The sequence below is a fragment of the Falsiroseomonas sp. genome, assembly GCF_030695085.1.
GTDB lineage: Bacteria > Pseudomonadota > Alphaproteobacteria > Acetobacterales > Acetobacteraceae > Falsiroseomonas.
The window spans coordinates 60998-84413 of sequence record NZ_JAUYTS010000039.1; the positions used below are offsets into that span (position 1 = coordinate 60998).

General features: G+C 69.5%; 19 protein-coding genes. 9 read left to right on the top strand and 10 right to left on the bottom strand.

The annotated features are described in order from the left end of the window. Positions 1-8: 8 nt before the first annotated feature. Entirely contained in the window at positions 9-1409 is a 1401-nt protein-coding gene (locus Q8S40_RS04175; protein WP_305669395.1) for a M48 family metalloprotease, read from the bottom strand. Between Q8S40_RS04175 and Q8S40_RS04180 the strand changes: the two genes are divergently transcribed. Next, positions 1360-2880, top strand: a complete 1521-nt coding sequence (locus Q8S40_RS04180; RefSeq protein ID WP_305669396.1) for a gamma-glutamyltransferase — start codon at positions 1360-1362, stop codon at positions 2878-2880. The genes Q8S40_RS04175 and Q8S40_RS04180 overlap by 50 nt on opposite strands. A gap of 4 nt (positions 2881-2884) precedes the next feature. Continuing rightward, positions 2885-4054, top strand: a complete 1170-nt coding sequence (locus Q8S40_RS04185) for a pyridoxal phosphate-dependent aminotransferase (protein WP_305669397.1) — start codon at positions 2885-2887, stop codon at positions 4052-4054. Here the strand turns inward: Q8S40_RS04185 and Q8S40_RS04190 are convergent. Next, positions 4044-4889 (bottom strand): 4-(cytidine 5'-diphospho)-2-C-methyl-D-erythritol kinase, encoded by an 846-nt coding sequence (locus tag Q8S40_RS04190; protein WP_305669398.1) that lies wholly within the window; start codon positions 4887-4889, stop codon positions 4044-4046. The two genes, Q8S40_RS04185 and Q8S40_RS04190, sit on opposite strands and share 11 nt — an antisense overlap. Beyond that, the gene (locus Q8S40_RS04195; protein ID WP_305669399.1) at positions 4886-6601 is read right to left on the bottom strand and encodes a tetratricopeptide repeat protein; all 1716 of its coding nucleotides are present in this window, start codon (positions 6599-6601) and stop codon (positions 4886-4888) included. The genes Q8S40_RS04190 and Q8S40_RS04195 overlap by 4 nt, the downstream gene beginning before the upstream one ends. Before the next feature lie 152 nt (positions 6602-6753). Between Q8S40_RS04195 and Q8S40_RS04200 the strand changes: the two genes are divergently transcribed. The 4 genes from Q8S40_RS04200 to Q8S40_RS04215 all read left to right on the top strand — a co-directional run bounded on the left by Q8S40_RS04200 (position 6754) and on the right by Q8S40_RS04215 (position 11632). Then, positions 6754-7449, top strand: a complete 696-nt coding sequence (locus Q8S40_RS04200) for a Tat pathway signal protein (protein ID WP_305669400.1) — start codon at positions 6754-6756, stop codon at positions 7447-7449. Positions 7450-7704: 255 nt separating this feature from the next. Further along, positions 7705-8511 carry an enoyl-CoA hydratase gene (locus Q8S40_RS04205; RefSeq protein ID WP_305669401.1) on the top strand — a complete coding sequence of 269 codons (807 nt, stop codon included), beginning with the start codon at positions 7705-7707 and terminating at the stop codon, positions 8509-8511. Between the two features lie 44 nt (positions 8512-8555). Then, positions 8556-10196 carry an acyl-CoA synthetase gene (locus Q8S40_RS04210; protein ID WP_305669402.1) on the top strand — a complete coding sequence of 547 codons (1641 nt, stop codon included), beginning with the start codon at positions 8556-8558 and terminating at the stop codon, positions 10194-10196. Between the two features lie 341 nt (positions 10197-10537). Continuing rightward, positions 10538-11632, top strand: coding sequence for an amino acid ABC transporter substrate-binding protein (locus Q8S40_RS04215; protein ID WP_305669403.1), 1095 nt, complete (start codon positions 10538-10540; stop codon positions 11630-11632). Positions 11633-11650: 18 nt separating this feature from the next. On the opposite strand, the gene Q8S40_RS04220 is transcribed toward Q8S40_RS04215, so the two are convergent. The 3 genes from Q8S40_RS04220 to xseA are packed head-to-tail and all read right to left on the bottom strand — an operon-like array spanning position 11651 to position 14687. Then, positions 11651-12397 (bottom strand): SDR family NAD(P)-dependent oxidoreductase, encoded by a 747-nt coding sequence (locus Q8S40_RS04220; RefSeq protein ID WP_371136799.1) that lies wholly within the window; start codon positions 12395-12397, stop codon positions 11651-11653. Positions 12398-12402: 5 nt separating this feature from the next. Next, a complete protein-coding gene (locus tag Q8S40_RS04225) occupies positions 12403-13224 on the bottom strand; it encodes a M23 family metallopeptidase (RefSeq protein WP_305669405.1) in 822 nt (273 codons plus the stop codon). Then, positions 13221-14687, bottom strand: a complete 1467-nt coding sequence (gene xseA / locus Q8S40_RS04230; RefSeq protein WP_305669406.1) for an exodeoxyribonuclease VII large subunit — start codon at positions 14685-14687, stop codon at positions 13221-13223. Before xseA ends, Q8S40_RS04225 begins: the two co-directional genes overlap by 4 nt. A gap of 56 nt (positions 14688-14743) precedes the next feature. On the opposite strand from xseA, the gene purD reads away from it, so the two are divergent. Continuing rightward, entirely contained in the window at positions 14744-16015 is a 1272-nt protein-coding gene (gene purD, locus Q8S40_RS04235) for a phosphoribosylamine--glycine ligase (RefSeq protein ID WP_305669452.1), read from the top strand. 13 nt (positions 16016-16028) lie between these two features. Here purD and Q8S40_RS04240 read toward each other — a convergent pair whose 3' ends face one another. Continuing rightward, complete coding sequence (locus tag Q8S40_RS04240; protein ID WP_305669407.1) at positions 16029-18194, bottom strand: glycosyltransferase; 2166 nt, start codon at positions 18192-18194, stop codon at positions 16029-16031. 41 nt (positions 18195-18235) lie between these two features. Continuing rightward, positions 18236-19681, bottom strand: coding sequence for a mannose-1-phosphate guanylyltransferase/mannose-6-phosphate isomerase (locus Q8S40_RS04245; protein WP_305669408.1), 1446 nt, complete (start codon positions 19679-19681; stop codon positions 18236-18238). 173 nt (positions 19682-19854) lie between these two features. On the opposite strand from Q8S40_RS04245, the gene Q8S40_RS04250 reads away from it, so the two are divergent. Continuing rightward, complete coding sequence (locus Q8S40_RS04250; RefSeq protein WP_304808986.1) at positions 19855-21216, top strand: glycosyltransferase family 1 protein; 1362 nt, start codon at positions 19855-19857, stop codon at positions 21214-21216. A 130-nt stretch (positions 21217-21346) separates the two neighbouring features. Here Q8S40_RS04250 and Q8S40_RS04255 read toward each other — a convergent pair whose 3' ends face one another. Further along, a complete protein-coding gene (locus Q8S40_RS04255) occupies positions 21347-21817 on the bottom strand; it encodes an Lrp/AsnC family transcriptional regulator (protein ID WP_305669409.1) in 471 nt (156 codons plus the stop codon). Positions 21818-21935: 118 nt separating this feature from the next. Here Q8S40_RS04255 and hppD point away from each other — a divergent pair, with 118 nt between their 5' ends. After that, a complete protein-coding gene (gene hppD, locus Q8S40_RS04260) occupies positions 21936-23042 on the top strand; it encodes a 4-hydroxyphenylpyruvate dioxygenase (RefSeq protein WP_305669410.1) in 1107 nt (368 codons plus the stop codon). Here hppD and Q8S40_RS04265 read toward each other — a convergent pair. Beyond that, complete coding sequence (locus Q8S40_RS04265) at positions 23023-23406, bottom strand: hypothetical protein (protein ID WP_304808992.1); 384 nt, start codon at positions 23404-23406, stop codon at positions 23023-23025. The genes hppD and Q8S40_RS04265 overlap by 20 nt on opposite strands. Positions 23407-23416 lie beyond the last annotated feature (10 nt).

Sequence of the window (23416 nt, forward strand, 5' to 3'; positions counted from 1 at the left end):
GTAAATCCTCATCGGCCGCGTTGCGGCGGTTGGTTCTCGGGCGCGGCGGCGTTGCGAAGGTCCTGCGCCCGTAGCAGTTGCGGGCCGGCGGGCAGCGCGGTCGCGGCGCGGGTGGCGAGCGTCCGGGCGCTGCGTGGGTCGCCCAGCAGCAGCGCCTCCTCAGCCAAGGCGAGATCGGCTTGCGGCATGTTGCCCAGCCTGCCCTGCGCCACGGCCATCTGCCGCCAGACAAAAGGGCTGTCGCGTTCCGTCCGCAGTGTCGCCTCCAACTCCGCCACCGCCCGGTGCAGTTGGGCGGGCTGGCCGAGCTCGATCAGCACGCGGGCATGGCTCAGGCGGATCATCGGCTCATCCGGCGCCAGATCGCTGGCCTGCGCATAGGGGGCCAGCGCCTCGGCCGGGCGGTGACCCTCGAACAGGATCTGGCCCTTGAGCTCATGCAGCCATGGGCTACGCGGCGCCTCCGCGATCAGCGCCTCGACCATGGCGACGGCTTCCAGAATGCGGCCGGAGCGGAACTGCGCGATGGCACGGGCATAGCGGGCGGGGCTGGAGGTATCGCTCGGCGGATAGCGGCGCCAGGTCATCGCTGGCGGGTCGATGAAGCCGTCCAGCTTCGCCCGCACCATGGCGAAGCCCTCCTCGAAGCCCGGCGGCACGGGCGCATCGGCATGGCGCGACCGGGCAATATGCTCGCGGGCAAACTCCAGCCGGTCGCGGGATAGTGGATGCGTGCGGAAATACGGGTCCTGCCGTCCGACGGCGAGCAGTTCTTGCTCCAGCAGCTTCTCCAGCAGCGATGCCATGCCGCGGGAGGACCAGCCCAGCCGGTCAAGGTAGGTCACCGCCGCCTGATCGGCCGATTGTTCCTGGGCCCGGGTGAAGGCGTAGAACTCCCCCATCGCGCTGGCCTGGCCACCCAGCATCCCGGCCGCCAGCGCGCTGGATTGGCCGGTGGCTACGGCTGCGGCGCCGCCCAGCAGCATGGCCGCGACCGAGCGCAGCATGGCCGCGCGCATCTCATCCGGCATACGAGCCAGGTGCCCGCCGGCGATGTGGCCGGTCTCATGCGCCAGCACCCCGATCAGTTCCTTGACCGATCCAGCCTGCTGGATCAGCCCGGTGTGGATGAACAGCCGGTTGCCGGTACTGACGAAGGCGTTTATGGCGCGGTTCTGGATCAGCGTGATCCGAACCAGTCCGGGATCAACGCCCGCCGTGCGGAACAGCGGGTGGGACAGGCGGCGGACCAGGTTTTCGGTCTCCGCATCCCGGATGGTCACGATCCGCTGCGAGGCCTGCTGCGCCGAGGCCGATCCGGGGGCGACCAGCGCGACGAAAAGGGCGAGGACGACCAGGATGACGACCAGCTTGGTGCCGGCGATCGAAAAGGCCAGGGGGCGCGACATGGCGGCCAGCCTAGCGCGATCGGCGTCTTCGGCCCACCCCGAGGCTTGTAACGCGCGCCGCCCCACACACCGCTTCGCCGCTCTGGCGCTGCTGCCGGTCCTGGCTGCCTGTGGCGCCACGGACAGCAGCACGGGCGGCTTGCGGGCCGGTCAGGAAGGCTTTGTGCGCGGCTTTCTCGGCGGCGTTGCGGCAGAGGAACCGCGCGCCGCGCTGATTGCCCGCGATGTTCTCTCGGCCGGTGGGTCAGCAGCGGATGCGGCGGTGGCGGCGGGCTTCGCGCTGAGCGTCACCCTGCCCTCCCGCGCCGGGCTTGGCGGCGGCGGCGCCTGCCTGCTGTACGTGCCGAGCCGGAACGAGGTGGAAGCGATTGTCTTCCCGCCTGGCCCACGCGCGTCGGTGCCGGCGGGTGCCGACCGTCCGGCCGCCGTGCCACTGATGGCGCGCGGCCTGTTTGCCTTGCACGCGCGTGCCGGCCGCCGGTCTTTCGAGGAATTGATCGTCCCGGCGGAACAGGCCGCGCGCTTCGGCACCGAGGTCAGCCGCGCCTTTGCCGCTGACCTGGCCGCCGTCGCCGGACCGCTATTCGCCGATCCGGGCGCCGCCGCGGCTTTCGCGGGCCCGGGCGGCCAGCCGCTGGCCCCCGGCGCGCGGATGACGCAGGTCGACCTTGGCAGCACACTCGCCACCCTGCGCACCGCAGGCGTGGGCGACCTCTATCAGGGCGCTCTGGCGCGGCGGATGGAGGAAACCTCCCGCGCCGCCGGAGGCATGCTGACGGTGCCCGAACTGCGGGAGGCGGTGCCCAGGGTGGTGCAACCGTTGCAGGCGCGGCTTGGCAATGACGTGGTGTCCTTCCTGCCGCCGCCGGCGGATGGCGGCCTGGCCGCGGCGGCCGCCTTCGCCGCTCTGCAGGCCGGCACCGGCGCGCCCGGCGCAGCGGCGCGGGGTGAGGCTGTCGCCGCGGCATGGCGTGCGCGCGGCGGGGAGCCGATGACGCTCCTGGCCTCCGCCGATTTGCCGGCTGGCGGGCTCGGCCTCCTGCCGGCCTCCACCGGCCTCGCCGTGGTCGACCGTGACGGCATGGCCGTAACCTGCGCTTTCACCATGAACAACCTGTTCGGCACCGGCCGCATCGCTCCAGGCACCGGCGTGCTGCTGGCCGCGGCGCCGGGAATCGGCCAGGTGCAACCGGCGCTGCTTTCGGCCGGGCTGGTGCACAGCCCCAATCTCCGCGCCTTCCGCGCCGCCGCCGCGGGCAGCGGCCAGCAGGCGGCGCCGATGGCTGTGGCGCTGCCACTGTCCCAGGTTATGGGTGGGGTGGCCCCGGCGCAGGCCGCGGGCTCGGCGCCGGAGCCGGGCCGCACACAGCTGCTGTCCTGCCCGCGCTACCTGCCTGGCGACGCGAACGCCTGCCAGGCAGTAACGGACCCGCGTGGCGCCGGCCTCGCCGCGGGTGCGGTGGACCGCTGAGGGCGTGGCGCTGAAGGTCGGGCGGGGGGCGGAAGCGCCGCCCTTCCTGGTGATGGACGTGATCGCGGCGGCCAATGCGCGCGCCGCGAGCCTGCCGGCCGGCGCCCCCGGCGTGCTGCGGATGGAGGTCGGCCAGCCGGGCAGCGGCGCGCCGCGCGGGGCGGAGGAAGCCGCCATCCGCGCGCTGCAATCGCGGCGGCCGATGGGCTACACGGAGGCCTTTGGCCTCGGCTCTCTCCGCGCCCGGATCGCGCAGCACTACCAGGACAGCCATGGCGTGACGGTGGCACCGGCGCGCATCGCGGTGACGGTCGGGGCCTCGGGCGCCTTTCCCCTCGCCTTCCTGGCGTCGTTCGATGTGGGCGACAGCATCGCAATGGCCGCACCCTTCTATCCGCCCTACGCCAATATTCTGACCGCCCTCGGCATGGTGCCGCAGCTGCTGCCCTGTGACGCCTCCACGCGTTTCCAGCCAACGCTGGCGATGCTGGAGAAACTGGACCCTCTGCCCGCCGGGCTGATCGTCGCAAGCCCCTGCAACCCGGCCGGCACCATGCTGGCCCCCGAAGAACTGGCTGCCATCGCCCGCTGGTGCCATGCCAGTGGCGTGCGGCTGGTCTCCGATGAGATCTACCATGGGCTGTCATGGGGCAGCGTGGCCGAGGCCACGGCGGCGGCCTTCAGCGACAGCGCCATCGTGGTGAACAGCTTCTCCAAGTATTTCTGCATGACCGGCTGGCGCATCGGCTGGCTGCTGCTGCCGGAAGATCTATGCCGGCCGGTAGAGCGACTGGCGCAGAACCTGTTCATCAGCGCGCCGCATATCGCGCAGGTCGCTGCCGAGGCCGCCTTCGACTGCACGGCCGAGTTGGAGGCCAACAAGGACGGCTACCGCCGTGCCCGGGCCGCGCTGCTGGCGGGCCTGCCGCAGGCGGGCTTCGACCGCATCGCCGCGGCCGATGGCGCCTTCTATCTGTGGTGCGACATCGGACACCTCAGCAATGACAGCCTGGATTTCTGCGCCCGCATGCTGGCGGGCGCGGATATCGCCGCCTCTGCCGGTGTGGATTTCGACCGCGAGCGTGGCCACCGCTTCCTACGCTTCAGCTATTGCGGGGCGGAGGCGGAGGTGGTGCAGGCGCCAGCGCGGCTGAAGGCCTGGCTCAGGCGCTGAGCGACCCACCCCAACGCCACCAATCGGCAGGCAGCGCCGAAGCGGCCATGGCGGCCTGAACGGGGGAGGGAAACAGCCCGAAGCAGGTGGCGCCAGAGCCACTCATCCGCACCAGCAGGCAGCCCGGCTGCGCCGCCAGCGCGGCCAGCACCGCGGCCACGTCTGGGCACAGGCCGATCGCGGCATCCTGCAGGTCATTGCCCAGCGGGCGCAGCCATTCGGCCAGTTCCGCGGCATCCGCCCAGCCTTCCGGGAAGGTGGCGGGGGCGGAAAAGCCGGCCTGGCGGGCGCGGAATACCTGCGGCGTCGCCAGCGGCAGGCGCGGATTGGCCAGCACCAGGCCGCAAGGCGGCAGCGGCGGCACCGGGGACAACAGCCCCCCCACCCCCCGCATCCGCGCGGGGCGGCCAGCGATGCAGACCGGGACATCAGCGCCCAGCGTCTCCGCAATGGCGTCCAGATCGGTTTCCACCCCCCACAGCCTGGCCAGCACGCGCAGCGCCGCCGCGGCGTCCGCCGACCCCCCCCCGATGCCGGAGGCTACCGGCAAGTGCTTCTCCAGATGCAGCGCGGCATGCGGCGGGCGCCCAGCCACCGCCGCCAGCGCGCGGGCGGCGCGCAGCACCAGATTATCCGGTTCCGCCGTCAGCGCCCCAGCCTCCGGCCCATCCAGCGCCAGGGCCAGCCGACCGGCTTCCACGGCAGAAACGCGGTCGCCCACCCCTGCAAACACCGCGAGGCTATCCAGCAGGTGAAAGCCATCCGAACGACGACCGGTGACGCGCAGATACAAGTTTACCTTCGCGGGAGCGAAGCCCGGATCCTGCGGACTCAATCGCGGCTCTGCGCCGTCGTGGCCGGCGGGTCGGGCAGGCCGTCGCGCAACTTGATGGTGATTCTCTCCAATTCGGCTGGCTCCGGCTCAAGTCCCAGCGCGCGGCGCCATTGGAAGCGGGCTTCCTGTCGCCGGCCGGCGGCCCAATAGGCATCGCCAAGATGGTCATTGATGACGGAATTTCGCGGTTCCAATTCCACCGCTCGCTCCAGTGCGGCGATGGCGCCAGGAATGTCGCCCATCCTGAACAACGCCCAGCCGAGGCTGTCGACGATATTGCCGTCATTCGGCCGCAGCGCCACGGCGCGTTCCAGCATGCGGCGCGCCTCCGGCAGATCCCGGCCCTGCTCCACCCATGTATAGGCCAAGTAATTCAGGACGTAGGGCTGCTCCGGCGCCAGCTCCAGCGCCCGCTTGAAATCCGCCTCCGCCCGCGGCCAGTTGCCGGAGCGCTCATGGGCGATGCCGCGCGCGTAATACAGCGGCCAATCCGTCGCCCCCGGCGTCGGGATGCGCGCAAGCGCGGCATCATAGGCCAGCACCGCCTCGGGGAAGCGACTGCGTATCCGCAGCAGATCGCCGAGCCGAACCAGGGGTTGCGGCTGCTCCGGCAGATCCGCCGCCAGACCACGCAGCGCGGCCTCCGCCTCCTCCACCCGATCCATGCGGTCGAACAGCGTGGCGCGGCGCAGCGCGGTGACGGGGGCGAGCGCGTCGCCGCTCGGCACTGCCTCCAGCACCTGAAGCGCGGTGTCCGGATGGCGCTCCTCGGCGTAGTTCTCCGCGATCAGCAACAGGGTCGGCGCGAAATCTGGACGCAGACGCAGCGACAGTCGGGCCAGGATCAGTGCCGCATCGCCGCCGCCCTGCTGGCGCAGCGCCACCGCGAGTGTCAGGTAGGATTCGGAAATGCCCTCCACGGCGGAGGAAACCGGCCGGGTCTCCAACAGGGCGCGGCGCTGCGCCGGACTGCTGGCCGCGAGCGCATAGTCGCCAAGCGCCCGCGCCAGCCCATCGACCAGCGCCATCGCCTCACCCTCCCGCCCGCTGCGGGCGAAGATGGCTGCGGCGATCTGTAAAAGGCGCAGCGAGGGATCGGGCGTTTCCGCTAGTGCCACGCGGATCGCCCGCTCCGCCTCCCGCGGCCGGCCGGCGAGGTCGGCGATCAATGCCATGTGCAGCGAATGAATGCCGCGCAGACGGCCGGTATCGGCCAGAGGGCGCAGCGTGGCCAGCGCCGCATCGGTTTGGCCGCGGCCCTGCTGCACCCAGGCAATCAGCAGGGGCTGGAGCAATTGCGCCGGCCCCTGCCGCGGCAGCGCGCGGATCCGCTGCTCCGCGCGGTCCCACCGCCCGGCCAACGATTCGGAGCCCACCAGCAGCAGCGCGGCTGCCTGATTCTGAGGCAGGCGGCGAGCCAGGCGCAGCGCCTCCGGCCGGCCATCCAACAGGGCGGCTGCGAAGGCGCGGCTCAGCAATTCACCCTGGTTCGGGTCTCGCCGCAGGGCTGCCAGCAACCGATCGGCGGCGGCACGCGTATCGGTTTCCGATTGCGCAAAGCGGCCGGACAGATAGTTGCCGAAGACGCCCTCGGGTTCCGCGGCTTCCGCCGCCGCGGTTGTTACGGGCCCGGGCGTGCCAGCCGCGGCACAGCCGGACAGCAGCGCGGCCAGGAGCAGGAGGGCACGGCGGGGCGGGACTGACCATATCATGCCGGCGACCCTAGCAGCCCTGCACCGTGCTTCGCCAGAACGGCATTGATGCATCGCAACAGCGTGGCGCGCCCGCCAAGCAGCGTTGCCCACAGGCCACATCCGCGGGCAAACGGCACATCGCGCGAAACACGCCGACATGAAATGGACGTTTGTTCATCCGGCCCGAACCCCACGCCGGTTACGTTTCGTTGCCTGACCGGGAAACGGGAGTAAATCTGATGCGTCGCCACGTCCTTGCGTTGTTCGCGCTGCTTGCCGGCCTCGTGGCCGCCGGCTCAGCGCAGGCACAGAATCGGTTCTGGCTGGTCAATGAGACCGGACGAACCATTGAGCGTGCCTATGTCTCGTCCTCGCGCGTTTCCAATTGGGGACCGGACATCCTGGGCACCTCCGTGCTGCCCTATGGGGAACGGGTCTGGGTGGTCCCATCCTTCGGCGATTGCGTGCTGGACCTGCGTGTGACGTTCCAGGGTGGCGGGGAATCCACGCGCATGCAGGTGAATGCGTGCCGCATCAGCCAGATCGTCTTCGGCGGCCGCGGCGGTGGGGCGGGGGCCGGTGCGCAGGTTGCGCCATCCCAGCCAGCCGCAATGAACCCGTCCTTCAATTTCGTGAACGGCACCAACACCACGATCAGGGAGCTCTATGTCTCGCTGGCTACTGATGGGGGATGGGGGCAGGACCGGCTGGGCACGCAGGTGATGCGACCGGGTCAGCGTGTCCCCGTCTCCCTGCCGGCCGGCGTAACCTGCGCCGTGGATATGCGGGTGGTCTACATGGATGGCCGCGCCTTCGAACGACGGCGGCAGCAGACCTGCAATCTCAACAGCTTCGTCTGGCGATGAGGGCTGGCGCACCGCCCTGGTGACGGTGAACTCATCCGCGGCATTGTTGGCAGTCTCACATGCCCCGGGCGGGCCGAAGCCTGGCGGGCGCCGGCTGAGTAGGCTGGCGCGGCGGAGGATCGTGGAGGTTTCTGTCCCCGCCGCGCCCCGCGGCCAGTTGTCGCGATCGCCGGCCCTCCCACGCCCGGCAGTTGCACGGCAGCCTGCCCCCGGCGCAGGCTGCGCGCCGGATCGGCCAGTCAAGGAAGCTTCACCATGCCGGAAGGCACCACCCCCCTGCTGCTGCGGCAGGACACCGAGTCCGGCGTCGCGCGACTGACGCTCAACCGCCCGGACAGCCGGAACAGCCTGTCCTTCGCGATGCTTGGCGCGCTGCTGCATTCGCTCGAGGAGATCGCACAGGACCCTGCCGTGCGCGTCGTCGTGCTCGCCGCCGCCGGTCCTGTATTCAGCGCCGGCCACGACTTGCGGGAGATCACCGCGCATCGCAATGACGAGGATGAAGGCCGCGGCTTCTACGCCGCCGCCATGCAACGCTGTGCTGCGGTGATGCAGGCGATCGTCGCCCTGCCCCAGCCGATGATCGCGGAGGTGCAGGGCATCGCCACCGCCGCCGGCTGTCAGCTTGTGGCAAGCTGTGATCTGGCAGTGGCCAGCGAATCCGCGAAATTTTGTACGCCCGGCGTCGATATCGGGCTGTTCTGCTCGACCCCGGCCGTGGCGCTATCCCGCGCCGTGGCAGCCAAGCCGGCGCTGGAGATGCTGCTGACCGGCGCCATGGTGCCGGCGCCGGAGGCGCAGCGGATCGGCCTGGTCAACCGCGTTGTGCCGGCGGCAGAATTGACGGAGGCGACCATGGCGCTGGCCACCCAGATCGCCGGGCGGTCTGCGCATACCGTCCGGCTCGGCAAGGCCGCCTTTCATCGTCAGCGTGGCCTGCCGCTCGACCAGGCCTATGCCCATTGCGCGGCGGTGATGACCGACAATCTGCTGGCGGCCGATGCGGCGGAGGGCATAGGCGCCTTCCTCGCCAAGCGCAGCCCCATCTGGCAAGACCGCTGAGACCACCCAGTAGGCCCACCGAGAAGGCCGTAAGGATTCCAGGAATGGCTGCGACCGACTATGATGCCCTGCCCCGCACACCCGCCAACCACCAGCCGCTGACGCCGCTGCTGTTCCTGGAACGCGCGGCCACCACCTTCCCCGAGCGCACCGCCGTGGCGCACGGCGCGGTCCGCCGCAACTACCGCGAACTCCGCGCGCGCTGCGTCGCCCTGGCCGATGCGCTGACGAAACGCGGCGTGGTGCGCGGGGACACGGTGGCGGCGCTGCTACCGAACATACCGGAAATGCTGGAGTGCCACTACGGCGTGCCGATGTCGGGCGCCGTGCTGAACACGCTGAACACGCGGCTGGATGCCGGGACCATCGCCTACTGCCTCGACCATGGGGAGGCAAAGGTGCTGGTCGTGGATCGGGAGTTCGTCCCGCTCGCCCGCATGGCACTGACACAGTGCAAGGTGCAGCCGCTTCTGGTGGAGGTGGATGACGGCGAGGCCAGCGATGCGGCCCGCGCCAACCGCCTGGAGGGTGCGATCGACTATGAGGCACTCGTCGCTGAAGGCAGCCCGGATTTCGCCTGGACCCTGCCCGCCGATGAGTGGGACGCGATCTCTCTGAACTACACGTCCGGCACGACGGGGCGGCCGAAAGGCGTGGTTTACCATCACCGAGGCGCGCAACTGCTCGCTATCGGCAACATGTTGTCCGCCGGCATCGGCAAGCATCCGGTCTATCTTTGGACGCTGCCGATGTTCCACTGCAATGGCTGGTGCTTCCCGTGGTCGATCACGGCGCAGGCAGGCACCCATGTCTGCCTGCGCGCGGTGCGTGGCAACGCCATGTGGGCGCTGATGGCCGATGAGGGCGTGACACATATGTGCGGCGCGCCGATCGTCATGGCGACGCTGCTGGCAACCCCCGAATCCGAGAAGAGGCCCCTGCCGCATCAGGTGCAGTTCGTTACCGCGGGTGCCCCACCGCCCGAGGCCGTGCTGGGAGCCATGAAGGAAGCCGGCTTCGCCGTCTGCCATGTCTATGGCCTGACCGAATGCTACGGCCCTTCCGTGGTGAATGAGTGGAACCACGATTGGGATGCCAAGCCTGCCCCGGAACAGGCAGCGCTGATGGCGCGCCAGGGCGTGCGCTATATCGCTCTCGAAGGCCTTGCGGTCATGGACCCGGATAGCATGGCGCCGATCCCGTCCGATGGCACCTCGATGGGAGAGGTGATGATGCGCGGCAATGTCGTGATGAAGGGCTACCTGAAGGACGCGGCGGCGACGGAAAAGGCCTTTGCCGGCGGCTGGTTCCATACCGGTGACCTCGCCGTGACCTTCCCCGATGGCTACATCCAGCTCAAGGACCGTTCCAAGGACATCATCATCTCGGGCGGCGAGAATATATCGTCCATCGAGGTTGAGGATGCTCTGTACAAGCACCCTGCCGTTGCGGTCGCGGCCGTGGTGGCGCGGCCGGACGAAAAATGGGGCGAGACGCCCTGTGCGTTCATCGAGCTGAAGCCGGGCGCGACAGCGACGGCGGAGGAACTGATGGCCTGGTGCAAGGGCCGGCTCGCCAGCTTCAAGGTGCCGCGCCATGTTGTGTTCGCGGAACTTCCGAAGACAAGTACGGGCAAGATTCAGAAACACGTGCTGCGGGCGCAGGCGCGGGAGGGTGGCGTCTGACGGCGAAACTCTGCTTGCACAAGTGGCAAGGCTTCCCCATCATCATCCTTAGTCGTCAACAACCGAAAGGAGGTGATCCAGTGTCTCATGGTATCAATGCGGGCGTCCGTTCCGCGGCCTGGATCATCGCCACTGCCAGCGCGGCGGCGAGTCACTAGGCCAAGGCGGTAACGCCACAGGATCCATGCAAAGGCCCCGGCGGAGCAATCCGCCGGGGTTTTTCTTTGCCCGGACGCTGCCCGGATTTGCGCCGGCCCGCTTCCTCCCCCGCCGCGCTTACAGGGTGGAACGCCTTCATGGCAGATGCCAGGGACGGGCTCGTGGCAGTGCAAGCAGCCTGATTGACAGCCGCGGCAAGATGGCGCGACCATTCGGGCTCAGCATTCAATCAGGGGGCTTCAACAATGGCTTGGGCACGGGGCCTTTCGGCCGCGCTTGTTGCCGCTTGCGCGACTTTCCTTCAGCTGACGCCCGCCGCCGCGGGTCCGACGCTGGATGCCATCCGTGCGCGCGGGCTGCTGGTCTGCGGCATCCACACCGGCGTCGCCGGCTTCGCGCTGCCGGATAGCCGTGGCGAATGGCAGGGCATGGATGCCGATCTTTGCCGCGGCGTCGCGGTGGCCATCTTCAACGACGCGACAAAGGTTCGATTTGTCGCCCTGTCGTCCTCTACACGCTTCACCGCGCTGGGCTCGGGCGAGGTCGATGTGCTGTTCCGCACCTCCACCCAGACCATGCTGCGCGACGTCACGCTCGGCCTGCGCCATGCGGTGACATATTTCTACGACGGCCACGGTTTCATGGTGCGCAACAACCTTGGCGTCTCGAAGGTCGCCGATATGCGCGGCGCAACCATCTGCCTGATCCAAGGCACCACGAATGAGCAGGTGACGGCGGATTACTTCCGCTCCATTAGCGTCCCTTTCAGCCCGGTGCTTTACGAGCGCACGGATCAGGCTTCGGCCGCGCTGCAAGCCGGGCGCTGCGACGCCTTCGGCACGGATGCATCCCAGCTTGCGGGCGTCCGGTCTTCCATGCCGCGCCCGTCGGACTGGACCATTCTGGAGGAGCGATTCTCCAAGGAACCCTACGGCGCCTATCTCCGCCGCGGCGACGATGAGTGGTTCGACCTGGTGCGCTGGTACACCTACGCCGTGATCGAGGCCGAGGAACAGGGCGTGACGAGAGCCAACGCCGAGGAGATGCGCCGCACCAGCGTGAACCCGAACACGCGGCGCCTGCTGGGCGTGACGCCGGAGCTCGGCCAGTCGCTGAAGCTGGATCCGGCCTGGGCCTACAACGTGGTCCGTACCCTGGGCAATTACGGCGAGATCTACGACCGTCATTTCGGCCCGACTACGCCGGTGAACCTTCCGCGCGGCCCGAACCGGCTGTGGACCCAGGGCGGGCTGGTCTATGCGCTGCCGCTGAGGTGAGCGAACCGGCGGCGGGCGTCAGACCCCGCCGCCATCCACCACAAAACTCTGCGCCGTGACCATGGCGCTGTCATCGGCGGCCAGCCAAAGCACCATGCGTGCCAGGTCCGGCGGCATCACCTTCCGCTTCAGGCACTGCTTCTGCATGGTCCGCGCCACCGCCTCCGGCGTCGCCCACAGCGCCTCCTGCCTCTCGGTGAAGACCCAGCCGGGCACCACCTCATTCACCCGGATGCCATCCACGCCGAGGTCGCGCGCCAGGCCGCGGGTCAGGCCACGCACGGCGGATTTCGCAGTGGTATAGGCGGGCATGCCGCCCTGCGCGCTCATCCAGCTCACGCTGCCCATGTTGATGATGGACCCGGCGCCAGCCTTGCGCATGTCCGGCGCCACGGACTGGGCGCAGAAGAACATGTGGCGCAGATTAGTCGCCATGCGCTCGTCCCAGTAGTCAGGTTCGACCTCTTCCATGGCATGCCGGTCATCGCGCGCAGCGTTGTTCACCAGCACCTGCACCGCGCCGAGCGTCACCGCCACATGCGCGATGGCAGCACGCAGCGCGACGATGTCGCGCAGGTCGCAGTGCAGGAACAGCGCCCCGGTCTCCCCTGCCACGCGCTGCCCGCCGGCATCGTTGAAATCCAGGAAGGCCACCCGCGCATCCTGCCCGGCGAAGGCCGCCACGACCTCGGCGCCGATGCCCGAAGCACCGCCGGTGACCAGCACCACCTTCCCGGCCAGAGACGGGTATCGCGCGAAGCTCATTATCGTCATCCCTGTTGCGGTGGCAGCAGCGGCTGCGGGTCGAGGAAGGTCTGGTACCAGGACAGCGAGAAATGCAGATGCGGGCCGGTGACGCGACCGGTCGCACCCATCAGCGCAATCCGCTCCCCCCGCTCCACCACCTGGCCCTCCCGCGCGATGCGTTCCGACAGGTGGGCATACAGCGTATTTACGCCCTGCCCGTGATCCACCACCAGGATCTGCCCGAAGAAGAAGAAATCACCCGACAGCGTCACCCGCCCCGGCAGCGCCGCGTTGATCGGCGTGCCGGTGGGAGCGGCCACGTCCAGACCGTAATGCGGCTGCCGCGGCTGGCCGTTCAGGATGCGCTGGCTGCCGAAGATGCCGCTGATGCGGCCGCTTGCCGGCCAGGCCATATCCGCCATGAAACCCGTGCCGGCAGTGTCCAGAGCGCGCGCCGCGGCAAGCTCCGCGCGTTCGCGGGTGATCCGGCGCAGCGCCGCCTCATCCGGGCTGACCATGCCTCCGGGCAAGCCGGTGATGCGCTGGATGTCCCACTCCCGCTTCGCCACCGAAAGCCGACGTTCCTCACGCCGTCCATCCGGGTGGGTGACGGCCAGGGTGGCACTTTCATCATGATCGCGGCCGAAGCCCATGGCAAAGGCACCGCTTGGCGCCACCCGCACAGCGCGGCCATCCAGCGCCATCCGCGTGCCGGGCGGTGCCTGGCCGCGCAGCAGCCCGCCCTGGGTGGGCACGCCGTTCCAGGTGATGGATTGCGCCGCGGCGGGGCGCGCGCAGGCCACCAGCACGGCGGGGGCGGCGAGGATCAGGCGACGCGTGATCATAGCAGGCTCTCCTGCGCCGGCGGCGCCTTTTGGGTTCGGCTGCGCTTCAGCGCCTCGCCTTCCGCGGTGGCGGACACATCCCCATCGGCGAAGGCGACCTGCAGTTTCGCGCCGGGCGTCACCTGCGCCGCTCGGGTCAGCGCCTGGCCCTGCGCGTCGCGGACCAATGCGAAGCCGCGCGACAGCACGGATTGGTAGGACCCGGCCTCCAGCCGCGCCGCCAGCCCGGCCAGTTTCGCCGCCTTCTCCCGTATCAGCCCGGCCAGTGGTGCGGCGGAGAAGGCGGCCAGCCCACGGGCACCCTGGGCGCGCTGCGCCAGCCGCGCGAAGGCGGCGCCCTTGCGGCCCTCCAGCAGGGCGAGCGTCGCGCGCCGGGCGGCGATGCCGGCGCGCGGATGCGGCATCGGCAGGCGGCCCAGCGCCTCATGCCGCCGCCGCACGAAGGCAACCAGGGCGGGGGCCAGGCATTCCTCCGCCTCATCCAGCCGGCGGCGCAGGTCGGTGACACGGGCGGGCACATCCGGCAGGCGGCGTTCCAGCCGCAGCAGCACCGTCTCGGCCGCCCGCAACTGCCGCACCATGGCGCCGCGCAGCCGTGCTTCCCGCTGCGACAGGTCGGCCAGCAGATCCGCCCGCGCCGGCACGGCGAGTTCCGCCGCGGCGGTGGGGGTCGGTGCGCGGCGGTCGGAGGCGAAATCGATCAGCGTGGTATCCGTCTCATGCCCAACGGCCGAGATCAGCGGGATGGCGGAGGCGGCGGCAGCGCGCACCACCACCTCCTCGTTGAAGGCCATCAGGTCCTCCAGGCTGCCGCCGCCACGCGCCACGATGATCACATCCGGGCGCGGGATCGTCCCGCCCGAGGGCAGCGCGTTGAAGCCGGCGATGGCGGCGGCGATCCGCTCCGCCGCCCCCTGCCCCTGCACCGGAACCGGCCAAAGGATCACATGGCGCGGAAAACGCCGCAGGATGGTGGTGCGGATGTCCTGGATCACCGCTCCGGCCTCGCTACTGACCACGCCGATCACGACCGGCAGGCGCGGCAGGGCGCGTTTTCTCGAGTCTTCGAATAGCCCTTCGGCCAGCAGCTTCTTCCGTAGCATCTCGATGCGCGCCAACAGCGCACCCTCGCCGGCAAACTCCAGGCGGTCGATCACCAGCTGGTACTTGGATCGGTCCGCATAGGTGGTGATGCGGCCGGTGGCGATGACCTCGATGCCGTTCTCCGGCTGGATCGCCAGCCGCGGCACGGTGGTCTTCCAGATCACCGATTCCAGCTTGGCATTCTCATCCTTCAGCGACAGGTACCAGTGGCCGGAGGGGTAGCGCTTCGCCTCGCAGACCTCGCCGCGCACGCGGACACGGCCGAAGGCGCCCTCCAGCGTTCGGCGGACGGCGCCGGCGATCTCGGAAACCGCGTATTCGGGAACGTTGCTGGTGGTCGGGGCGGGCGTCGTGTCCATGGGCGGACCCTATGCTATGCGCCCCCCGACGCGGAAGCCGTGCGGGGATGATCGTGATGCGGGTGCTGGTGGTGGGTGGCGGCGGCCGGGAACATGCGCTATGCTGGGCGATCGCCAAATCGCCAAGGCTGACGAAGCTGTGGTGCGCGCCGGGCAACCCGGGCATCGCCGCGGTGGCCGAGTGCGTGGCGATCGGGGCTGAGGATATTGCTGCGCTCACCGCCTTTGCGCGAGCCAACGCAGTGGATCTGGTGGTGGCGGGGCCGGAGGCGCCGCTGACCCTCGGCCTGGCCGATGCCTGCGCCGCCGCTGGCATCCCCTGCTTCGGCCCCTCCGCCGCTGCCGCCCAGCTCGAGGGCAGCAAAGCCTTCTGCAAGCAGGTGGCCGATGCCGCCGGCGTGCCGACCGCCGCCTGGTCCCGATTCGAGGATGCCGACGCGGCCCGTGCCTATCTGGCGCAGCAGGGTGCGCCGATCGTGGTGAAGGCGGATGGCCTGGCCGCCGGCAAGGGCGTGGTGGTGGCGATGACGCTGGCGGAGGCCGAATCGGCCATTGCCGCCATCATGGAGGACCGCATCCATGGCAGCGCCGGCGCCGCCGTGGTGATCGAGGAATTCCTGGAAGGCGAGGAAGTGTCGTTTTTCGCGATATGCGACGGCGCGGAAGCGCTGGCCTTCGGCGCGGCGCAGGACCACAAGCGGGTCGGCGAGGGCGATACCGGCCCGAATACCGGCGGCATGGGCGCCTATAGCCCGGCCCCCGCCTTCACGGATGGGCTGCGGGACGAGGTGATGGCCCGCTTCATCCGCCCGACACTCACGGAAATGGCCCGCCGCGGCACGCCCTTCCGCGGCGTGCTCTTCGCCGGGCTGATGCTGACGGCCCGCGGCCCCAAGCTCATCGAATACAACGTTCGCTTCGGCGATCCGGAATGCGAGACGCTGCTGCCCCTGCTGCGTTCCGACCTGCTACCGGTTCTGCATGCCGCGGCCACCGGCAGCCTCAACGGCGTGGCGCTGGAATGGGACCCTGCGCACAGCCTTGTGGTGATCCTGGCGGCCGAGGGCTACCCTGGCACGCCGCGACGCGGCACCGCGATCCTTGGGCTGGAGGCGGCGGCGGGGACCCCGGGCGTGCTGGTCTTCCATGCCGGCACCACGCGCGACGAAACGGGCACCACCCGCGCCGCTGGCGGCCGCGTGCTGGCGGTGCAGGCGCAGGGCGCCACCCTGTTCGCGGCAAAGCGCGCTGCCTATGCCGCGGTGGACATGATCGACTGGCCGGAGGGCTTTGCCCGGCGGGATATCGGCTGGCGCGCCCTCGGCTGAAGCCGCGACGCTCTCAGACCGGCTCCGGCCAGATGAAGCGCTGGCGCTCCAGATAGCCCAGTCGCGCGCCGAGATCATCCGCCGCGCAGGCCATTACGGAGACCACGCCAATGCCGACCTCCCGCGCCGCGGGGTCGGCGTTTTCCGCCACGGCATCGGCCTCGATCGACAGTTCCAAGATACGGGCGCCCACCTGCACCTCCAGCGCCGCTACGGCGCGGGCCTCGGCGGCGAGTTCCAGCACCAAAGGCTCCGCCCCGGGGGTCGCCAGCGTCACCCGCCGCGCCTGGGACGGGGCGCGCAGCATCAGGTGCAGGCGAAGCGTGCCGTCGGCGTTTGCGGGCAATGGCAGGCGCAGCAGGGCACGACCGGGGCGGGTCCAGCAGCCCCAGTCCTCCGCACCGTGCCAGCCCTCGCCCGCACGCAGCAGGTCGGCCAGGGCCATCTCCGGGCTGGGCAGCGGGGCGGCGACCTCGGCCAAGCGGTGCACGGCACCCAAAGGAGCGTCCAGCGCAGGTGTTGCCTCCGCGGCGGGCGCGGCGGCCAGACGAGCCAGCAGATCCTCCGTCACCTGCGCCCAGCCACGCAGCTTCAAGCCGGCCCGCACCTTGGCTTCCTGCGCCTCGCGATAGGACGGGTCAAAGGCCAGGCGCTCAATGGCGTCGAGAAAATCCGGCTCGCTCTGGTGGCGGAAATGCTCGGCGAGGCCCAGGCCCGCCTCCAGCAGACCGCTATGGTCGGGCGCCAGCACTGCCTTGCCGTGGGACAACGCCTCCGTCACCGGCAGGCCCCAACCTTCGTGGAAGGAGTTGTACAAGGTGAAAAGCGCACCCTCGTACAGCCCGGCGAGTGCCGAATCCGGCACGTCCACCAGGAGCCGCACCCCATCCCGCAGCGCCGGCGCGTTCCGCAGCAGGGCCGTGGCGGGGTCGGAAAGGTAGCCGGGGCGCCCGACCAGCACCAGCAGCGGCAAGGCGGCCGCCCCATGCTTGCGGATCAGCGCCAGCCAGGCGTTCAGCACGAACAGGTGGTTCTTGCGCGATTCCAGCGTGCCGACGAACAGCACGTAGGGCCGCCCGGCCAGCGCCGCGGCCCCGGGATGCGGGCGTGGGGCAGGCGGCACCCGCACCGGCTGGGCATCCAGCCGCAGCACGGACACCGGCGGCGCCGGCAGACCGGGCAGCAGCTTGGCGCGCAGCGCCACGATGTCCCGGCCTGTCGCCTCCGACACCGCCAGCAGCAGGTCAGCATGTGCGCCGAGCCCGGCGAACCAGCGGGCGAATTCCGCGACCATCCCCGACGCATTGTGCTCCGGCACCACCAGCGGCCCGCAATCATGCACCAGGGCGGCATAGCGCAGCCCATGCCGCGCCTTGGCCGCGCGCAGCGCCAGATTGTAGTCCCGCAGCCACCAGGACGAACCGAGATTCACCAGCCAGGCGCCTTGCGGAAAGGCGAATTCGGATGCCGTCGCCACCGCCTCCTGCGCCAGGCTCACCGCCTCCCGCCAGGACGCATCGAGAGGATCGGCGCCGGCCCGCGCGAGGGTCGCCAGACGCAGGAAGATCTCCCGCGGCAGCGCACGCCAGGTCCCGGCCTCGGCATCAAAGACCACCAGCAGCACGCTGGCCGCCGGGCCGCCCGGCCGCAGCGCCGGACCCACGATCTCCATCTGCACCCGCTGGATGCCGGATGGCGAGCGATGGTCGCTGAACCAGGCCAGCAGGTCGGACAGGTCGAAAACCACGGACAAGTCGCCGAGCAGGGTGAGCCCCGCGCCTTCCTCCGCCGCCGCTTCCGCCAGCCCGCCCTCGGCCAGCAGCGTCGCCACCTCGCGCCAGGCCAGGTCGCTGTCGGGTGTCAGGTCCAGCGCGCGGGCATAGGCGGCCCTCGCACCCGCACGGTCGCCGGCGCGCTTCAGGGCGTGGCCGATCTGGATCTGCAGGTCGGCATCCTCCGCCATGCCACGCTCCGCCTGGCGGTAGGAGGCGACTGCAGCGAGCGGATCGCCCTGTTCCTTCAGGCAATGTCCGTGCTGGACCCAGATGCCCCAATCATCCGGGTGCTGCGCCAGCCAGGCGGCGTAGCCTTCGGTGGCGCCGCGCCAGTCGCGCGCATCGCGCCTGCGATCCGCCTCCCGTAGCACGCCTGCACCCTCGCTCCGCCGCACACCGTCCATGCCGGATGACCCTACAAATGCCGGGACCGATCTACCTCACATCACGCCCGGCCGTAATTGTCTTCCAGCCGCACGATGTCGTCCTCACCGAGATAGGAGCCGGACTGCACCTCGATCAGCGTCAGCGGGATCATCCCCGGATTTTCCAGGCGGTGTACGCAGCCCAGCGGCAGGTAGACGCTTTCATTCTCCCGCAGCAGGATGCGCTCCCCGTCCCGTTCCACCATGGCGGTTCCGGCGACCACCACCCAGTGTTCGGCGCGATGATAGTGCTTCTGCAGTGACAGCTTCCGACCCGGCCGCACGCTGATTTTCTTCACCTGGAAGCGGGTACCGATCGCGACCCCCTCATAGGCACCCCAGGGGCGGTAGACGCGGCGATGTTCCGTCGCCTCCTTGCGGCCGGCCGCCTTGAGCTGCTCGACCATCTTCTTCACGTCCTGGGCGCGGTCGCGGTGGCAGGCCAGCACCGCATCATCCGTAACCACCAGCACCACATCGTCCAGCCCGACCACGGCGCTGAGGATGCCCTCCGACCGCACGAAGCAGCGCCGCGCGCCCAGCAGGGCAACTGGACCCGTGGTTGCATTGCCCTCGGCGTCCTTGGCCGCGATATCCCACAGCGAGGACCAGTTGCCGACATCGGACCAGCCCGGATCGCAGGGCACCACCGCGGCCAGGCTGGTGCGCTCCATCACCGCCGTGTCAATGGACACGGAGGGTGCATGCGCGAAACCGGCACCAAGCCGAACGAAACCGAGGTCCCGCGTGCCGTCGGCCACGGCGCTGCGGGCGGCCCTGAGTACATCCGGTGCATGAGCTTCGAGCTCGGCCAGCAGGGTGCCGGCGGTCGCGACAAACATGCCGCTGTTCCAAAGATGCTTGCCGCCGGCCAGGAAGCGCGCGGCGGTCGCGGCATCGGGCTTTTCGACGAAGCGGGCGATCTCCAGAGCCCCATCGACGCCGGCGAGCGGGGCACCGGCCTCGATATAGCCGTAGCCGGTTTCCGGAACCGTTGGGCGAATGCCGAACGTGGCGATGCGGCCGGCGGCGGCGGCGGCGGCGGCGGATTCCAGCGCCTGGCGCAGCGCCGGCACATCCTGCACCGCCGCATCGGCCGCCATGATCCACAGGGTAACACCCGGCGATTCCTCGCCGATCAGGACGGCGGCGGCGGCGATGGCCGCGGCGCTGTTGCGCGCCTCAGGCTCCAGAACGATGCGTGACTGCTCGATTCCGGCTTCCCGGAGCTGCTCGGCCACCAGGAAGCGATGCGCCTCACCACACACCACCACCGGCGGGGCGAAGCCGGGGCCACGGGCGCGTTCGGCGGTTTCCTGCAGCATGGTGCCCGCCGAGACCAGAGGCCAGAACTGCTTCGGATAGCCCTCCCGCGATAGCGGCCAAAGCCGGCTGCCGGTGCCGCCGCACAGGATGACGGGGACGATGCTGTCCTGCGCGCCGGTCTGCGCGGAGTTGTCGGGCATGTTTCGATCACTTTCGGGCATGGATCGGGTATGTCGCAGGGGTGGGGAAAAAGAAAGGCGGCGGTGCGGTGGCTCCGTGTCATTGCGTGTCGCGACACGGCGCCGAGGTTGACGGCCGTCACCACAGGTCGCTTAACGGCAGAACGCCGCCACGCGACAGGAAAGGGTGACCAGTGCCGAAGCCACGGATCGCGATCGACGGCTACAACCTGGCACTGGACCAAGGCACAGGCGTCGCGACCTACGCCCGCAATCTGTCCCACCGGCTTGGCGCGCTGGGTGCAGAGGTCGGCGTGCTGTATGGCCAGCGCGGGTCCACCGGCCAGGATGAGCTGCTGCGCGAGGTCACCCTGTATGACGCCCGGCCGCGGGCGCCGAGTTGGCTGAAGCGCGCCTTCGCCGATGCGATCCTTGGCGTGAAGATGACAACCTATGGCGCGGCGGCCAAGCGCGTGCCGCTGACGGACCGCGTGATCCGCCAGGGGCTGGAATCGCGTCTGCCCCATGCGGACACCCTGTGGAACGCCCCGGAGCTGTTCCGCACGGCGGTGCAGAGCTTTGGGCTGAAGAACCGGATGGGCCTGGTCCGGCTGCCGGAGCGGCAGGATGTGATGCACTGGACCTACCCGCTGCCGCTGCGGGCGGAAGGCACCAAGAACATCTATACCATCCACGACCTGGTGCCGTTGCGGATGCCCTATGCCACGTTGGATGTGAAGCGCCGCTACCTCGGCACCTGCCGCGCGATCGCGATGCATGCCGACCATATCGTGACGGTCAGCGAGGCCTCGAAGCGGGACATCATCAACCTGCTCGGCGTGCCGGCGGAGAAGATCTCCAACACCTACCAGTCCGTCGAGATCCCGGACCGCCTGGTGCGCAAGCCGGAGAATCTGGCCCGCGCCGAGGTGAAGGGCGCCTTCGGTCTGGATTGGGGCGAATACTGGCTGTTCTTCGGCGCGATCGAGCCGAAGAAGAACGTCGGCCGGCTGATCGAGGCCTACCTTGCCTCCGGCAGCACCAAGCCGCTGGTGATCTGCGGCAAGCAGGCCTGGCAGATGCGCCAGGAGCTCGGCCTGATTTATGAGGACGACATCCGCATGATGTCGGAGCCCGGCCCGATCGACGGCGTGCAGAGCCTGGTCCGCAAGTTGCGCGACCGTGTCATCCTGCTGGACTACGCGCCCTTCCGCCTGCTGGTCAGCCTGATCCGAGGCGCCCGGGCCATGCTGTTCCCCTCGTTGTATGAGGGTTTCGGCCTGCCGGCGCTGGAAGCGATGCTGCTCGGCACCCCGGTGATGACGAGCACCACATCCTCCCTGCCTGAGGTGGTGGGCGATGCGGCGCTGACGGTGGACCCCTACGACACACGTGCGATGGCGGAGGCGATCCAGGCGCTGGACGGCGACGAAACACTGCGCCTGTCGCTGGCCGCCAAGGGACCGGTACAGGCTGCGCTGTTCGACGGCGCGCATTACGAAAAGCGCCTCACCGAGATGTATGCGCGGATCGGCATCGCCCTGGAGCCCCGATAGCGCAGCGAGCGGTCGCCAAGCCATTCCTGCCGCGGGCGGCGCGGTTGGCGCCCTCGCATTCGACACAGCGTCCGGTAATTGGTCTGGCCGGCGCCATGGGGGAGCAGGGACAGCCAAACCCTGCCATAGCTCAGACCGGCACCGCACCGGGCGGCTTGAGCGCCATCAGGACGAAGGAGCTCCGGGTTTCCTTCACACCCGGCATCCGCAGCAGCGCCTTCAGCGCAAATTCGGCATAGGCGTCGAAATCCGCGGCGACGACGTGCAGCATGTAGTCCATTCCGCCGCTCATGGCATAGGCCGCAATCACCTCGCGCCGCGCCTCGAGGGACCGGTGGAAGGCGGCGGCGACGTCCTCGGCATGGGAGGACAGGGCCACCTGGACGAAGGCCTGGATCGGCAGGCCAACCCGCGCCGGATCCACCACCGCGGTATAGCGGGCGATGACGCCTGCCTCCTCCATCCGGCGGATACGTCGCAGGCAGGGGGTGGCGGAGAGGCCAACCTGCTCCGCCAGGGCGGTGACGGCCAGGCGGCCGTCCTGCTGCAGGGCGCGCAGGATGCGTCGATCGAGATCATCCAGGACGATAGCGGATTTCACCAAAATCTACCCTTCCACGGCGCATATTGCCTGGTTGTGCTGCAAGGATTGGCGAAATTCGCCGGAATCCTCCCCCACCTATGCCCTAAGATTGGGGAATTCGCACGGAGAGACCGCCATGGATGTCCCGCCCGATCGCAGCGCCTATGCCGGCCGCATCTCGGATGCCAATCCGATGGGTACGGATGGCTTCGAATTCGTCGAGTTCACCGGCCCGGATATTCCGTATCTGGAGGCGCTGTTTACCCGCCTCGGCTTCGCCGCCGTGGCCCGCCACCGTTCCAAGGCGGTCACGCTTTGGCGGCAGGGGGACATCAATTTCCTGATCAATGCCGAGCCGGAGAGCTTCGCCCAGGCTTTCGCAAGGCTGCACGGCCCCTCCGCCTGCGCCATGGCCTTCCGCGTGGCTGATGCCGCAGAGGCCTATCAGCGCGCCATCGGCCTCGGCGCCAAGCCCGTTACCGGCAAGGTAGGCCCAATGGAGCTGAACATCCCTGCCATCGAGGGCATCGGCGGATCGCTGCTGTATTTCGTCGACCGCTACGGCGCGCGCGGCAGCATCTATGACGTGGATTTTCGATGGATCGGCGAGCGTGACCCGCATCCGGCCGGATGCGGGCTGACGGTGATCGACCATCTGACCCATAACGTCCATCGCGGCCGCATGGATGTGTGGTGGCAATTCTACGCCAAGCTCTTCAATTTCAAGGAAATCCGCTACTTCGACATCGAAGGCAAGCTGACCGGCCTGAAGTCCCGCGCGCTTACCTCCCCCTGCGGACAGATCCGCATCCCGATCAACGAAAGCTCGGACGACCGGAGCCAGATCGAGGAGTTCCTCCGCGCCTACCAGGGCGAGGGCATCCAACACGTTGCCCTGGGTGCCACGGATATCCATGCCAGCGTTGAGAGCATGCGCGCGTCAGGCGTGGCCTTCCTCGATACACCCGACACCTATTACGAGCTGCTGCCGGACCGCCTGCCGGGGAGCGAGCAGGGCCTGGACCGGCTGCGCCGGAACCGCATCCTGATGGATGGCGCCCCGACGCCTGAGGGCGGAAGGCTGCTGCAGATCTTCACCGGCAACGTCATCGGGCCGATCTTCTTCGAGCTCATCCAGCGACAGGGCGACCAGGGCTTCGGCGAGGGAAACTTCCGCGCGCTGTTCGAGAGCATCGAACTCGACCAGATCCGGCGCGGCGTCCTCAAGCCGGCGGAGACTTGAACACGCGCGCGCCCAGGTCGCCCAATAGCCGATCCGCCCTGGCATGGCGGACGGCGCGGCGGTTCTGGGCGCGCCGCGCCGCCTCCTGAAGCACGAGTTGCTCGGCGCGCGAGGTGGCAGCAACCGCTTCCTGCGCCGCCGTCATCGCTGCCGCGGTGGCGGCGTGAAGCATGGTTGCCTGCTCCAGCCGCGCGCGGGCGGCAGGCAGCCAGGCCGCATAGTCGGCGGCGGCCGAGCCCTCGGCTTCGGTGATTAATTCCTGCGCAACCTCGCCAAGCGCCTCGGCCGCGCGGCCCTCCGCACGCAGCTTCCCGGCAAAGCCGCGACGTGCAGCCTCCAGTTCGATCCGTCGCAGCAGGCGCAAGGCTCGCAGT